Source organism: Paludibacterium yongneupense DSM 18731 (assembly GCF_000422925.1).
Classification (GTDB): Bacteria; Pseudomonadota; Gammaproteobacteria; order Burkholderiales; family Chromobacteriaceae; genus Paludibacterium; species Paludibacterium yongneupense.
The window spans coordinates 258860-272493 of record NZ_AUGZ01000004.1; the positions used below are offsets into that span (position 1 = coordinate 258860).

Sequence of the window (13634 nt, forward strand, 5' to 3'; positions counted from 1 at the left end):
CTTACACCCGAACATCGGCAATGTCGGTTTTTTTTGTCTATCCATCCCGCCTTTCTGCAGGCTCAGACCGGTCTTGCGCCGGTATACGCCGCGCGTGGCCGTATCGGCGTGGCGCTGCCACGTTGTTCCAGCGCATGCGCGATCCAGCCGCTCGCGCGTCCGAGCGCGAACAGCCCGAAGGCCGAACCGGGCGGCAGGCCCAGGTGGCGGCGCAGTGCGACGAGTGCGAAGTCCAGGGACGGCGGCTGCCCGGTCAGCTCCCCGGCGGCGGCGGCGAGGCTGCGCCAGCTGTCGTGCGCGGGCAGGATGCGTTCGAGCAGCATGCTGGCGCGTACATCGCCGCCCGGGTAGAGCGGATGGCCGAAACCGGGCAGATCCTCGCCGCGCGCGAGACGTGCCCGGAGTCGCCGCGCGGGATCGGCGCCCGTCTCGTCCCAGAGCGCTTCGACCCGTGCGGTCGTGCCGCCGTGGCGTCCTCCGCTGAGCGCGGCCAGCCCGGCGATGACCGCCGAGCGCACGCTGGCACCGGTCGACGCCACGCAACGCGCGGTAAAACTGGACGCGTTGAGCTCGTGGTCGGCGCACAGCACCAGGGCCATGCGCACCAGGTCGGCCCCCGTCTCGTCCAACTGCCAGGCTTGCGCGCACTGGCGATGAATCGGCGTCGTGCGCGGCGTCGCGCCGAGCAGGCAGGCGGCCAACACGCGCAGCAAGCTCGCGCAGCCTTCGGCCGTGCGCTGCGGTGCCGTCTGCCAGATGGCGGTCGCGGCGTCGTCGCTGGCAAGCGCGAACAGGGGCAGCAAGCGGTGCTCGCAATGCCTTGCGGCCCGATCCGGCACCATCGCGGTCGGCAGTGCCGGATCGCGGTCTGTAAAGGCCGTCGCTTCCGGGAATTGCCACAGTAGGGCGGCGACCTGCTCGACGCTGTGCTGGCGTGCGAGCTGGCAGGCATCGATGCCGCGGTAATAGAGTCGACCGCTTTCTATCAGGGTGATCGCCGACTCCAGCACCGGCATCCCCCAATCCAGTGCGGCGCGCGCGGCCTCTTTCGGTTTGCGGCTGCGGCGGTTCCGCCTGGACAGACGCTCGACGTCGTCTTCCAGATAGCGGCTTTTACGCGTGCCGGCATCGACACTATGGGGGCGGATCAGGCCGCGGCTGACATAGGCGTACAGGGTCTGGAGCGAGATACCGAGCCGCTCGGCGGCTTGTGCTGAATCGAGGAAGGACGGCATGGCAGTGTTCCCGGCGTATGTTGATCAAGTTAATCAATATTGACTGTTAAATCAATGCACTTATGCTCAAGCCTGAACCCCGCCACAGGAGAGCTCCCATGATCGAATCGATAACGCAAGGCGCGTCCGGCCTGCCGTATGGGCTGAACGAAATATGGAGCGCCTTGCAAGGTGCCCCCGCACGGCTGGGGCTCTGCATGCAGAGCGGCCGGGGTGCCTTGCCGTCCGCATTGGCGACCACCGACCTGGCCTGTTCCTCCATCGCCGCCGCCGGGCTGGCCTTGTCCGAGTATGCGGCAGCCGGTGGCGCCGCAGCGGCGAGGGTTGTCGTCGACCGGCGGCTGGCTTCGCTCTGGTTCGCTTCCTCGCTTCGTCCGCAGGGCTGGTCGATGGCGCCGGCATGGGACCCTCTCGCCGGCGACTATGAAAGCGCCGATGGCTGGATCCGCTTGCATACCAATGCCCCGCATCATCGTGCCGCCGTCTTGGCCGTGCTCGGTCTTGGCGATCGTGCCGGACGCGAAGACGTGGCGCGCGCGGTCGCGCGCCAGGACGCGGAGGAACTGGAGGCCGCGCTTGTCGCCCACGGCGCTTGTGCCGCGCGCATGCGTTCGTCCGAGGCGTGGCTGGCCCATGCGCAAGGCCGTGCCGTTGCTGCCGAGCCTTTGCTGCACTATGCGGTGGGGGAGGAGGGAGCCGCCGCGCCATGCGAGATCGCGCGGGCGCGCCCACTGCGCGCTATCCGGGTACTCGATCTGACTCGCATCATCGCCGGGCCGGTTGCGACGCGCTTTCTGGCCGGTTATGGAGCCGATGTCCTGCGCATCGATCCTCTGCTATGGGACGAACCGGGCACCGAGCAGGAGATGACGCTCGGCAAGCGCTGCGCACGTCTCGATCTGAAATCCCGCGCCGGACGCGAAACGTTCGAACGCCTGCTGAGCCGGGCCGACGTGCTGGTGCATGGCTACCGCAGCGATGCGCTCGAGGCGCTCGGCCTCGGGGCCGAGCGCCGGCGGAGGCTGCGGCCCGGGTTGATCGATGTTTCGCTCGACGCCTATGGCTGGAGCGGACCGTGGCGCGAGCGGCGCGGCTTCGACAGCCTGGTGCAGATGAGTTCGGGCATCGCCGAGACCGGTATGCGGGCGTTCGGGCGCGAGCGTCCGACGCCCTTGCCGGTGCAGGCGCTCGACCACGCCTGCGGCTATGTACTGGCGGCGGCGGTGCTGCGCGGGCTCGACCTGCGTCGCCGTGCGGGGACCGGCAGTATGTGGCGCACTTCGCTCGCGCGCATGGCGCAGTTGCTGCTGACGCTGCCGGCCGGCGCGCCCGGCGCACCGGCCCTGGCACCCGAAACGCCGGACGATGTCTGCCCGGGGGGCGAGGCGACGGCATGGGGGCCGGCCCGGCGTCTCGTCGCCCCGCTCACCGTCTCTGCTTCACCGCTGTACTGGGAACGGCCGGCATCGGCGCTGGGGACGGATCCGGCACGGTGGTGAGGTGTACCGGATTTTTCTGATTGTGTCGCAAGCCATGGCCGTGGCGGGGTGAAACGTTTATTTTCGATCCCGGGTCTGATGCAAGCGCCGCCGCCCGCATGGTGCGGGCGTAGCGGCTGTCGTTACGGGAGAGGAGATCACGATGAACGAAACGCGCCTGTTGCCCCGGTTCTCCCTTGTCCGGTCGTTGCGCGAAGAGGCGTCGTCCACCTGGCCTACCTGGGAAGACGAAGGCCTGCCGTGCCTGGCGGGCGGCTCGGCGTGCGCGGATGCCGAAGCGCCGGCCCGGCCCGGGAAGATCAGCTACTATTGCGATCCGGATGCCTACGATCCCGATGCCTGGAGCGGCGTATCGCCTTCCGCCCCGGCCGGTGCGGCCAGGGATGCGGCCGCGGCCCTCCATCCGGCCGTATCCGATCTCGAGCGCTTGCAGGGGCTGATCGGAGAGTCTGCTCTGTTTCATCCCTGAGCGGGAGAACGCTTCCGGGCGGATTCAAGCGTATGGGGCGCCATCGGCGCTTTGCTCGCGCAGATCCTGCTGCTTGCCGAGATCATCGATTGACCGCCTCCGCGCCAGCGGCTAGCGCGCGAGAAACAGCGCGGCGGCGGCGGCCGGATTGGATGGAAAATAGGCATGCAGATAGCTGGCCAGGATGCTGCCGTGCCGCCACACCGCCTCGCCCGCCGCGCAGCCGTCCGCGCGCATGGTCTGCGCGTAAGGCGCGAGTGTTGTTTCCAGTTCCGAATAATGGAAAGTGTGCCCGCGCAGGGTGGCGCCATCCAGGGTCAGCGCTTGCAGCCCGAGCCCGGCCAGCCGCTGGCGCAGGGTCGCATGACCGGGTAACAGTCCGAGCATCGCCGCGCCGTGGCCGCTCGCATCGCTCAGATGGTCCAGCAGATACAGCATGCCGCCGCATTCCGCGTACACCGCCCGGCCGGCGGCGACATGGGCGCCGAGCGCGGCGCGGGTGCGTCCCGCCTGTGCCAGCCTCTCCAGATGGAGTTCGGGGTAGCCGCCCGGCAGGTAGAGCGCGTCGCAGGGCGGCGGCGCTTCGTCCGCCAGCGGCGAGAAAAAGGCGAGTTCGGCGCCGAGCGCGGCCAGGCATTCGAGATTGGCCGGATAGAGGAAGGAAAACGCGCGATCGCGCGCGACGGCAATGCGCCGTCCGGCCAGCAGAGGGGCGCACGGCTCGGCGGCGGGCGGTGGAGCAAAGGCGACGGCCGGCGGCAGCTCGCTCAGCCCGGTGGCGGCGATGGCGGCGGCGGCGAGTTCTATCCGGGCTTCCAGATCGTCGATTTCTTGTGCCTGCACGAGCCCGAGGTGGCGCTCGGGCAGTGCCATCGCATCGGTACGCATGACGGCGCCGAGGTAGCGTGGCGAGGCCGGCAGGCTCGCGCCGAGCATGGCGGCGTGGCGCGGGCTGGCGACGCGGTTGGCGAGGACGCCGTGGAAGGGCAGGCCGGGTCGGAAACTGGCCAGTCCGTGCGCGATGGCGCCGAAGGTCTGCGCCATGCCGGAGGCATCGATCAGTGCGACTACCGGCACGCCGCAGGCGGCGGCGAGGTCGGCGCTCGACGGCGTGCCGTCGAACAGTCCCATGCTGCCTTCTATCAGGATCAGGTCGGCATCGGCTGCGGCCTGGTAGAGCCGCCGCCGGCAATCGTCCTCCCCTGTCATCCACAGGTCGAGCGAGTGCACGGGATGACCGCTTGCGCGTTCCAGAACGGCGGGGTCGAGAAAATCGGGGCCGGTCTTGAACGCATGTACGCTCCGTCCGAGCGTGCGATGGTAGCGGGCCAGGCCGGCACTGAGAGTGGTCTTGCCCTGATGCGAGGCCGGCGCGCTCAGAAACAGCGCCGGGCAGTGGCGAACGGGGCCCGGCATCAGTATTCGACCCCGCGTTGCGCCTTGATGCCCTGCTCGCGAAACGGATGTTTGACCAGGCGCATCTCGGTGACGAGGTCGGCGACGTCGATCAGGGCGGCGGGCGCGTTGCGGCCGGTGCAGACCACATGCTGGCGTGCGGGACGGGCGGCGAAGGCGGCCAGCACTTCGTCCAGCGGCAGGTAGTCGTATTTGAGCACGATATTGAGCTCGTCCAGAATCACCATATGGTAGTCGTCGCTGGCCAGCATGCGGCAGGCTTCATCCCAGCCCTTGCGCGCCGCCGCGATGTCGGCGGCCCGATTCTGCGTGTCCCAGGTGTAGCCGTCGCCGACGGTGCGGAAGTCGCAGTTGGCATAGCCGCCGAACAGGTCGCGCTCGGCGGTATGCAGTGCGCCCTTGATGAATTGCACCACGCCCAGGCGCAAGCCGTGGCCGACGATGCGCAAGCCCATGCCGAAGGCGGCGCTGCTCTTGCCCTTGCCGTTGCCGGTGTGCACGATGAGCAGGCCTTTTTCGGCGCTGGCGGCGGCTTTTTTCTTGTCGAAGCCGGCTTTGCGGCGTTCACTCATGCGCTGATGGCTGTCGGGGTCGGTTTTCATCGGATTCTCGAGAAGGGGCGCGCACGTCAGCGCCAGCGGGTTGCGGTGAGGCGGCTGAGTTCGGCGACCAGCCGCGGCCGGTTCGGGTGGTAGCCGATGACGATCAATTGCGCGAGCCGCGGCGGCAGCGCCGCGTCCAGGCGCGCGTCGACCCGACCGCGTACGGCCTGGATCACGATGCGGCCGGCTTCGCCGCGGGCGAAGCCTTTCACGCGCAGTATCGCCTGTTCTTGCGCGAGCGATGCGACGGCGCGCCGCAGGGTGTCGAGATCCTGGGCATCGGCGCTTTTGACGACGAAGGACTGCCAGCCCGGATCGTGTTCGTGAAAATGCTTGTGCGTGGCCAGTCCGTGGCTGTGCGCATTCATTCCGCCGTGGCTGTGGCCGTCGAAGGCGCCCTGGTCGGCGAGCGGGCGCAGGGAGGCCGGGGCGAAATGGCGCGGCCCGCCGGCGGAGGCTTCGTGCAGGTGCAGCCCGAGCGTCAACCTCGGATCGAGACGCGCCGTGTGCGCGGGTTCTATGAAACGGACGGCCGGCGCCAACGCGCGCACCCGGGCTTCTGCGCGCAACAGGGCCTCGTCGTCGAGGGCGTCGATTTTGTTGAGAATCACGATGTCGGCGTTGGCGAGCTGCTGCCGGAACAGGCTGGCGATTGCTCCTGCCGCGCTGCTATCGTTCGCGTCGAAGCTGCCGGCCAGCAGCAGCGGCGTATCGACCACGCTCAAGGTGGCGTCAAGGATGAAGCGGGAGGCCAGCGCCTCGCCCTGCAGCCTTTCCATGACGGCGGTCGGCAGCGCGAGTCCCGAGGTTTCGATCAGGACATGGTCGATCAGCGCGCGCCGCTCCCACAAGGCTTGCAGCGTGGGCTCGAAGGCTTCGTCGTCGCCGTAGGCGATCAGTCCGTGCGCGAGGTCGTGGATCTCGACCCGGCCATCCGCGCCGTGTTCGCGTAGCAGCGCGCCGTCGATCGAGACTTCGCCGAACTCGTTGACGAGCAGGGCCAGACGCCGCCGCGGGCTGTCGGCGATCAGGCGTGCGAGCAAGGTGGTCTTGCCGGCGCCGAGAAAGCCGGTGACGATGGTCACAGGAAGGCGGGCCCCGCTCATGCCGTTTCTCCCTTCATCGTGCCGAGCCAGGCGCTCACGGCGGCGAAGTCGTTGACCCGTTGCGGATAGTCGAGCCGTGGCCTGTCGAGGACGATCAGGGGAATCCCGAGCGCGGCCGCGGCGGCGGCCTTGGCACGATAGCCTCCGGCGTCGCCCGATTGCTTGGTCACCACGCAGTCTATGCCCCAGTCGCGCCACAGGGTCTCGTTGCTGTTCTGCGAGAACGGTCCCTGCATTGCGCACAGATGTGCGCGCGGCAATCCGAGGTCGACGGCGCGCTGCAAATGCTGCGGATCGGGCGCCAGCCGCAAAAACCATTCGTGCGCGGCGGCACCGTCCGCGTGCAGAAACGACTCGAGATCACGCGATCCGGTCGCGAGAAAAATCCGCCGTCCATGCGCCATCGCCAGCGCCGCCGCCTGCTGCACTGTGGCGCAGTGCAGGGCCGGATGCGCGTCCGCGGCGTCGGGGCGCTCGTAGCGCATATAAGGCAGGGCCAGTTCGTGCGCCAGCTGGATCAATTGGCGCGACATGTCGGCGGCATAGGGATGGGTGGCATCGACGATGGCACGCGCGCCGCTCTCGCGCAGCAGTTCGCGCCGGCGTTCCACGCCCAGACGGCCGGCAATCACCGTCGCGCCCGGGCACGCGCGACGTGCGGCTTCGGCGCCATAGTCGCTGGCGCTGGACAGCACCACCGGCCCGTCGGCCGCGATCGCGCGCGCGAGCGCGTTTCCGTCGCCGGTGCCGGAAAACACCCAGGTCGCCTGCGCAGGCAGGGTGTCGGAGCGGACGCTGTCGGGGGTCTCATCCCAGTTGCCGTAGCCGCGCGGGGTATAGATCCAACCGCGTTTGCGGCGGGTGAAACGGTTGCCTATCACCAGCGTGGTCAGCATGTCGAAGCGCCGCGCGCGCAGCGCGTCGAGCGTGACGATTTCCACCGTCTGCCCCTCGCGATAGGCGTTGTGCACGATGCCGCACAGGGTGCCCGGCCGCTTGTGCTCGAGCATGATGTCGATAATGCGGTAGACGCCCTCCTGGCGCTGCCGACTCTGCACATTGTAAAACACCGCCGCCAGATCGGCCGCGGCGATGTGGCGGGCCCGGGTTTCTATCCATTCCCACGGACACAGCAGGTCGGAAAGCGATAGCGTGGCGAAGTCGTGCGACAGCGGCGCCCCCAGCAGCGAGGCGCAGGCGTTGGCCGAGGTGATGCCGGGAATCAGCTCCACCTCGAACACGTCGTCCTCGCGCATGTCTTCGAAGGCGAGCGTGGCCATCGCGTAGATGCCGATATCGCCGCTGGAAACCAGGGCGACGCTGCGTCCCTGCCGTGCCTGCTCCAGCGCCAGCTGTGCGCGCTCGCGCTCCTGCGTCAGCGGCAGCGTGCGGACGTCCTTGCCCGCGATCCAGGGTCGTATCCAGGTCAGGTACAGCTCGTAGGCGACGATGACGTCGCTTGCTTCCAGCGCGGCATGCACGCGCGGAGGGATCAGTTCCATGCTGCCGGGCCCGACCGAGACCAGGTAAAGTTTGCCGCTCATCAAATATCGCTTTCTGTTTGCGGGCGCGCGTCGGCGACGCCCGGCGGTGAACCGTTTGCTTCGGTGTCGGCAACGACGGCGACGGCGACGCCGTCGAGCGTGGTCTTGCCGACGATCAGTCGCCCGCGCGGGCTGGCGATCAGCGCGCACGGCTCGCACACGCCATCGACGCCGACGTTTTGCCGCACCCAGTCCGAGGGCTGTCCGACCCAGGCGCGGGCGGCGACATCGGCGCGGGCGAACACGCGCAGCGGCAGCTCATGCCGACGGCAGAACTCGAGCAGGCCGGCCTCGTCGGCCTTGACGTCCAGGGTGGCGACTTCGCGCACCGCGCTCAGCGGCCGACCGGCGAGCGCGTACGCGACGGCGGCTTCAATGGCCCCGACCGACTTGCCTCGCCGGCAGCCTATGCCCAAGGTCAACGGTCGCAAGGCCTCGCTGGCGGTGGTGATTGCCGGGACGGCGCCGGTCAGGCGGGAGAGCGCATAAGCGAGCGCGTTGGCGCCGCCTTCATGCCCGGATAAGAGCGGCACGGCGAAGCGGGCCGCCTCGTCCATGACAACGACGGCCGGGTCGCTGTGCTTGTCGCGCGCAAGTCCGTCCAGATAGCGCACGGCGATGCCGCTGGCCATCAGCAGCACCCAGCGGCGGTACCGCGGAAACAGGCGGCGGAATTGCTCGCGCGGCGGCAGCCCGGCATCCCGCCACGGATAGACACAGTCGGCATCGAGCGCGGCGGCCAGGCGTTCGCCCAATGCCTGCGCCTCGGGCCGGACCATCCAGATCGCACCGTCCTTCATGTTTTTGCCTTGCCGCGGCTCGCGCGCGGCGTTTTCCGGTCGTTGCCATCGCGGAAAATATGGGTGAAGCCCGCGGCGTACAGGCTGGATTCAACCCCCTCTGCCTGCGATAGCGCCGCGCCGACCAGCAGCAAGGTCGTCAGCAGCCAGTCGCGGGTTTTGACTTCGCTCAGCAGAGTGCCCAGGGTGCTGCGGTGCACACTCTGATCCGGCCAGCTCGCTCGCCGTACGAGCGCCACCGGCGTGTCGGCGGGGTAGTGCAAGAGCAGGTCGGCGACCGTCTGTTTCAGGTGTTGACCGGATAAAAAGAGGCACATGGTCGCGCGATGCTCGGCGAAGCGCGCGACCGACTCGAGCTCGGGCACGGCCGAGGCCCGCCCCGATACGCGGGTCAGCACGATAGATTGCGAGACTTCCGGCCGCGTCAGTTCGCTGCCCAGTGCGGCGGCGGCGGCGGTGAACGACGATACGCCGGGCACGACTTCATACGCGATGCCCAACTTCTCCAGACGCCGCATCTGCTCGGCGGTGGCACCGTAAATGGAAGGATCGCCCGAGTGCAGGCGGGCCACGTCGCGATCTTGATCGCGCGCGCGGCGGTAGCAGGCCTCCTGCTCGTCGAGCGACATCTCGGCGGTGTCCAGCAGTTCGGCGTCGGCGCGGCAATGCTGCAGCATGTCGCGCGGCACCAGCGAACCCGCGTATAACACGATGGAGACCTGGCCCAGCAGGCGGCTGCCGCGCAGTGTGATCAGATCGGCGGCACCGGGACCGGCGCCGATAAAATAGACTTTCATAAGGGGCGCTCCACACGTGCCTGGCGGCGAATCAGCAGGGTGGCCAGGTAACCGCTGGCCGAGTCGGCGTCGAGTTGCGCCACATCGTCGCATAGTACTTCGCCCGGCAAACCGATGCGGCGCGCAAACGCGCAGTGCCGTGCGATATCCATTTCTGCCAGCAGTGCGAGCACGGCCGGCAAGCGCGGGCCTATTTTCATCAGTACCACGATATCGTGGCTTTCGATGTCGGCGCGCAGCGCGGCGGTGTCGTCCGGGCAGGGCAGGATCAGGATGCGCTCCTTGCCTTCGCCCAGCGGCCATGACAGCGCTGCGGCGGTCGCGGCGAAGCTGGTGACGCCGGGCAGTGTGCATGCCTCGATATCGGGTCGGCGCGCGCGCAGGGCCGACAGCAGATAACCGTAGGTCGAGTAGGTCATCGAATCGCCTAGCGTCAGGTAGACGACGTGGCGGCCGGCATCGACTTCGGCGGCGACGGCATCCGCCATCCTGCCGTAATTCGCGGCCAGCGCGTCGCGGTCCGTCTCCATGTCGAATTCGATCTCGCGCAAGGCCTGCGGCCGGAGGGGGATCCCCGCCAGGCACAAGCGCGCGACCGAAACCGCGCTCGAGCGCGCGCGCGGCAGAAAGATCACGTCGGCGCGGTTCAGTGCCTCGACCGCGGCGACCGGGATCAGGCCGGCCGGTCCGGGACCGACGCCGATGCCGGTAAAACGTCCGGGCGCGCTCATGCCGCGCCGGCCGCCGCACCGAGCGGCGTGCCATCCATGCTGAACAGCCGTACCGCCACGCGGTCGACGCGGGTGAGCCGCCGCTGCATCAGCGCGGCGACCCGGTCTTCGATTTCGCACCAGAAGGCGCGTGCGCGCGGGTCGGCGCGCACGATGTCCACAATATTTTCCACGGTATTGGCTTTCTCTATTTCTGCCCTCAGTGCGACGGGCAGGCCGAAATCGGCGGCCACGGCGGCAACGCTGCCCATGGCCATGGCGCTTTTGCTGGAGTGGGTATCCCATACCGCATCCAGCACTTTGGCGATTTTTCCGGGGTGGCCGAGTACCCACAACGTCGCGAGCCGGGCCCGCTTTTCCTGCAATATCGCATCGAGATGGTCGAGCGAGGCGCCGACGAAATTGGCGATCTGCACTACTTGCGAGGCCGGCAGCGCAAGGGTTTCCGCGGCGTAACCGCGGCCGATCTTGCCCGGGGTGAAGGCGATGGCGTCGGGATTCTCTCCCAGCGCGACGCGGATATAGACCTCGATCGACGCGATCCAGGCCGCCAGCGACATCGGCTCGACGATGCCGCTGGTGCCGAGGATGGAGATGCCGCCGATGATGCCTAGCATGGGGTTGAACGTCCGCCTGGCAATGCGCGCGCCGTCGACGCAGCCTATCGCCAGGTCGAAACCGGGATCGGGAGCGCCGGCCAGGACTTCCGCCACCGCTTGCCGCATCATCGCGCGCGGGACCGGATTGATGGCGGCCTCGCCCGGCGCGATGCGCAAGCCGGGCCGGGTGACCACGCCGACGCCGGCGGCGGCGATAAAGCGCGCTTCGCCGCTGTGATTGGGGGCGATCTCGGCGAACAGGGTGGCTGCGTGGGTGCTGTCGGGATCGTCGCCGCCATCCTTGATGACTTCGGCGCGTACCATGCCGTCGGCCAGGCGCTCGACGCGTGCGACCGGAATCCGCAGATAAAGGCCGGGGTCGGGCAGGCTGACGTCGACCTCGCTGACCGTCTCGCCGCGCAGCAGCAACAGCAGGGCGGCCTTGACCGCCGCGGTCGCGCAGCTGCCCGTCGTGCGTCCGCGGCGCAGGCCGTTGGGCGCCGGGAGATCAAGGTCGAAGCGCTGGCGGCCGTCCGGGTTCATGGTGTGCTCGTCTGGCGGTGTACGTGAGCGATGGCGGCTATCATCAGGGCGTTGATTGCCGAAGCCGCCCACGGCGAACCGCCGCGCGTGCCGCGATTGGTGATGCGCGGCACCTGCAACAGCCGGGCGAGCGCCTCCTTGCTTTCGCGGGTGCCGACGAACCCGACAGGCAGCCCGACGACCAATTGCGGGCGCCAGCCGTGTTCGCGCACCAGACTCACCAACTCCATGATCGCGGTTGGGGCGTCGCCGATGGCGACCACCACATCGTTGCCGAATTTTTGCCACGCCCGGCGGATGCCGGCGGCCGAGCGCGTGATGCCGTGCGCCTCGGCCATGACATGGGTCTCGGCGTCGTGCACGCCGCACCAGACGTCCACGCCAAGCTGCTCGAGCACGGCGCGCTTGAGCCCGGTCTGTACCATGGTGACGTCGGTCACCACGCGCCGGCAGCGCAGCAAGGCGCGCATGCCGGTCTCGACGGCGCCCGGCGAAAAAAACATATCGTCGATGATGTCGAAGTCGCCGCTGGTGTGCACGAGACGCTTCAGTACGATCTGTTGATCGGAGGGTACCGTCGACCAGTCGCGGCCGGCATCGATGATGCGCATGCTTTCGGCTTCGATCGGGTGCGGAACATAGGGAGGCCAGTCCTGGACCGGCGGCGCGACCGGTCCGCGGCCGGCGAGGCCCCGCACCCGGCCGTGGTGTGCGACTTGCGGTGCGCCGACCTGTTCTTCGAAACCGATGATCTGCACGCGGTATTTGCATAGCGCGCAATTCATGCTCGCGCGTCCGGACACGCCCTCCGCCGCACGTTCGAGAAAAACCCTGGCCAGCAGCGGGTGCGCGCCCAGGTGGCCGGCATGCAGGACTTCGATATCGGGGTGGCGCGCGGCGAGCGCATCGGCGGCGGCATGGATGCGTTTGACCAGAACGCCGTCGAACAGGAAGTAGGGCAGCACCACGATGCGCTGGAAGCCGAGGCGGGCCACGGCTTCCAGCGCATCGGAAACGGCCGGGCGCGCGGTGCCGGAATAGCCGACGAATGAGGCCCCGAAGCCCATGCCTTCTTCCAGCAGCCGCGCGAGTTTGTTGATATCCGAATTGGCGTCCGGGTCGGACGTGCCGCGTCCGACGACGAGCAGGCAGCTATCGCCGCGCGCGCGCGTGGTCGGGGCAGCGGCTTCGGCTTCGATCAGGCGCTGGCGGCATAGCTCGAGCAGGCTCGGGTGCAGGTCGAGCGCCGCGCCGAAGTGAAAGTCTATCGCGGGGTGGGCCGCCTTCAGCGCTGCGAGCTCGCTCGGCATGTCGTTCTTGGCGTGGGTTGCCGCAAGCAGCACGCCCGGTACGATCACGATGCGTTGCGCGCCGTCGGCGATGGCGTCGGCGACGGCGCGATCCAGTGTCGGCGTGGCGAACTCCAGGAAGGCATGGTACACGGGGCGGCCGCCCGCCCGTTCGCGCAGCAACTCGACCAGGCGCATGAATTCGGCGATGCCATCCGGATCGCGACTGCCGTGGCCGGCCAGTACGATGCTGTAGCCGTCGCTCATACCGTCCCCGCCGCTTCGATCTGGCTCGCCATCGGCTGCAGCGTGCGGATCAGCATGATGCTCATGTCGGAAAAGACTTTGTCCGCGCATTCGGCCAGCGTGCCATGCCATTCCGCCTCGCGCCGGGTCAGGTTTTCCCAGACTTCGGTCGGATGCTGGGGCGGAATGCCGTTCTCCAGCAGATAGGCGGCGATATGGCAGGGCATGAAGGAACGCGCCGCATCCCACGGGCAGGGAATCACGATGGCGTTGCGTCCGTCTTGCAGTACGTGCACCAGATGCCGTTTGAACGGGCTCAGATCGCCGCGGCGATGGAAGGTGATAAAGGTCGTCTCGTCGAAGCAGACTTTGGCGCGCGAGGCCAGAACCTGGGCCGACGAGATGCCGGGCATGGTTTCCACCGGGTGGCCGCAGGCGCGTTCGACCCGCTCCAGATACTGGAAGCCGCTGAAATGGATATCGCCCATGAAGACCACCACGCAACGAAGACCATTGTGGTGCAGGCGCGCCACTTCATCGAGTTGTGCGACCTGATCGCGGTAGCCCATCCTGATCACGGTGGCGGCGGCGGGAATCAGGGGGGAGACAACGTCCAGCACCGCATCGAAGCCGGCAATGACGTCGGCTTCCTGCAGCCGTTGCGCCGACCGTTGCGGCAGGTAAGCGGCATCGCCGGGTCCGGCGCCGATACAGATGATCATGAAAAGTCCTTGGTCTGGTTGGCGTGGGCAGCGAGC

General features: G+C 68.3%; 13 protein-coding genes. 2 read left to right on the top strand and 11 right to left on the bottom strand.

What is annotated here, in order from left to right; all coding sequences use genetic code 11:
* Positions 1-62: 62 nt before the first annotated feature.
* Positions 63-1235 (bottom strand): citrate synthase family protein, encoded by a 1173-nt coding sequence (locus tag G520_RS0101310; protein ID WP_028534096.1) that lies wholly within the window; start codon positions 1233-1235, stop codon positions 63-65.
* A 98-nt stretch (positions 1236-1333) separates the two neighbouring features.
* Between G520_RS0101310 and G520_RS0101315 the strand changes: the two genes are divergently transcribed.
* Complete coding sequence (locus G520_RS0101315; protein ID WP_051228802.1) at positions 1334-2734, top strand: CoA transferase; 1401 nt, start codon at positions 1334-1336, stop codon at positions 2732-2734.
* Between the two features lie 142 nt (positions 2735-2876).
* Positions 2877-3203 (top strand): hypothetical protein, encoded by a 327-nt coding sequence (locus tag G520_RS0101320; RefSeq protein ID WP_028534098.1) that lies wholly within the window; start codon positions 2877-2879, stop codon positions 3201-3203.
* A 111-nt stretch (positions 3204-3314) separates the two neighbouring features.
* Here G520_RS0101320 and G520_RS0101325 read toward each other — a convergent pair whose 3' ends face one another.
* From G520_RS0101325 to G520_RS0101370, 10 genes are read right to left on the bottom strand one after another with little or no spacing between them, the layout of a single operon-like run.
* Complete coding sequence (locus tag G520_RS0101325; RefSeq protein WP_028534099.1) at positions 3315-4619, bottom strand: cobyrinic acid a,c-diamide synthase CobB; 1305 nt, start codon at positions 4617-4619, stop codon at positions 3315-3317.
* Complete coding sequence (gene cobO / locus G520_RS0101330; RefSeq protein WP_028534100.1) at positions 4619-5221, bottom strand: cob(I)yrinic acid a,c-diamide adenosyltransferase; 603 nt, start codon at positions 5219-5221, stop codon at positions 4619-4621. The genes G520_RS0101325 and cobO overlap by 1 nt, the downstream gene beginning before the upstream one ends.
* A gap of 26 nt (positions 5222-5247) precedes the next feature.
* The gene (locus G520_RS0101335) at positions 5248-6327 is read right to left on the bottom strand and encodes a CobW family GTP-binding protein (RefSeq protein ID WP_028534101.1); all 1080 of its coding nucleotides are present in this window, start codon (positions 6325-6327) and stop codon (positions 5248-5250) included.
* Complete coding sequence (gene cobJ, locus G520_RS0101340) at positions 6324-7871, bottom strand: precorrin-3B C(17)-methyltransferase (protein ID WP_028534102.1); 1548 nt, start codon at positions 7869-7871, stop codon at positions 6324-6326. The genes G520_RS0101335 and cobJ overlap by 4 nt, the downstream gene beginning before the upstream one ends.
* Complete coding sequence (locus G520_RS21060; RefSeq protein WP_051228804.1) at positions 7871-8671, bottom strand: cobalamin biosynthesis protein; 801 nt, start codon at positions 8669-8671, stop codon at positions 7871-7873. The genes cobJ and G520_RS21060 overlap by 1 nt, the downstream gene beginning before the upstream one ends.
* The gene (gene cobM / locus G520_RS0101350) at positions 8668-9468 is read right to left on the bottom strand and encodes a precorrin-4 C(11)-methyltransferase (RefSeq protein WP_028534103.1); all 801 of its coding nucleotides are present in this window, start codon (positions 9466-9468) and stop codon (positions 8668-8670) included. The genes G520_RS21060 and cobM overlap by 4 nt, the downstream gene beginning before the upstream one ends.
* Positions 9465-10199 (bottom strand): precorrin-2 C(20)-methyltransferase, encoded by a 735-nt coding sequence (gene cobI, locus G520_RS0101355; RefSeq protein ID WP_028534104.1) that lies wholly within the window; start codon positions 10197-10199, stop codon positions 9465-9467. Before cobI ends, cobM begins: the two co-directional genes overlap by 4 nt.
* On the bottom strand, positions 10196-11341 hold the full coding sequence (gene cbiD, locus G520_RS0101360) for a cobalt-precorrin-5B (C(1))-methyltransferase CbiD (RefSeq protein WP_028534105.1): 1146 nt from the start codon (positions 11339-11341) through the stop codon (positions 10196-10198). Before cbiD ends, cobI begins: the two co-directional genes overlap by 4 nt.
* Positions 11338-12897 carry a precorrin-8X methylmutase gene (locus G520_RS0101365; RefSeq protein ID WP_028534106.1) on the bottom strand — a complete coding sequence of 520 codons (1560 nt, stop codon included), beginning with the start codon at positions 12895-12897 and terminating at the stop codon, positions 11338-11340. Before G520_RS0101365 ends, cbiD begins: the two co-directional genes overlap by 4 nt.
* Complete coding sequence (locus G520_RS0101370) at positions 12894-13598, bottom strand: cobalt-precorrin-7 (C(5))-methyltransferase (RefSeq protein WP_028534107.1); 705 nt, start codon at positions 13596-13598, stop codon at positions 12894-12896. The genes G520_RS0101365 and G520_RS0101370 overlap by 4 nt, the downstream gene beginning before the upstream one ends.
* Positions 13599-13634: the final 36 nt, after the last annotated feature.

Coding starts and splice junctions, on each gene's coding strand:
- G520_RS0101310 (WP_028534096.1), bottom strand. CDS start 1,235: ATGCCGTCCTTCCTCGATTCAGCACAAGCCGCCGAGCGGCTCGGTATC.
- G520_RS0101335 (WP_028534101.1), bottom strand. CDS start 6,327: ATGAGCGGGGCCCGCCTTCCTGTGACCATCGTCACCGGCTTTCTCGGC.
- G520_RS0101320 (WP_028534098.1), top strand. CDS start 2,877: ATGAACGAAACGCGCCTGTTGCCCCGGTTCTCCCTTGTCCGGTCGTTG.
- cobM (WP_028534103.1), bottom strand. CDS start 9,468: ATGAAAGTCTATTTTATCGGCGCCGGTCCCGGTGCCGCCGATCTGATC.
- G520_RS0101325 (WP_028534099.1), bottom strand. CDS start 4,619: ATGCCGGGCCCCGTTCGCCACTGCCCGGCGCTGTTTCTGAGCGCGCCG.
- cbiD (WP_028534105.1), bottom strand. CDS start 11,341: ATGAACCCGGACGGCCGCCAGCGCTTCGACCTTGATCTCCCGGCGCCC.
- cobJ (WP_028534102.1), bottom strand. CDS start 7,871: ATGAGCGGCAAACTTTACCTGGTCTCGGTCGGGCCCGGCAGCATGGAA.
- cobO (WP_028534100.1), bottom strand. CDS start 5,221: ATGAAAACCGACCCCGACAGCCATCAGCGCATGAGTGAACGCCGCAAA.
- G520_RS0101315 (WP_051228802.1), top strand. CDS start 1,334: ATGATCGAATCGATAACGCAAGGCGCGTCCGGCCTGCCGTATGGGCTG.
- G520_RS0101370 (WP_028534107.1), bottom strand. CDS start 13,598: ATGATCATCTGTATCGGCGCCGGACCCGGCGATGCCGCTTACCTGCCG.
- cobI (WP_028534104.1), bottom strand. CDS start 10,199: ATGAGCGCGCCCGGACGTTTTACCGGCATCGGCGTCGGTCCCGGACCG.
- G520_RS0101365 (WP_028534106.1), bottom strand. CDS start 12,897: ATGAGCGACGGCTACAGCATCGTACTGGCCGGCCACGGCAGTCGCGAT.
- G520_RS21060 (WP_051228804.1), bottom strand. CDS start 8,671: ATGAAGGACGGTGCGATCTGGATGGTCCGGCCCGAGGCGCAGGCATTG.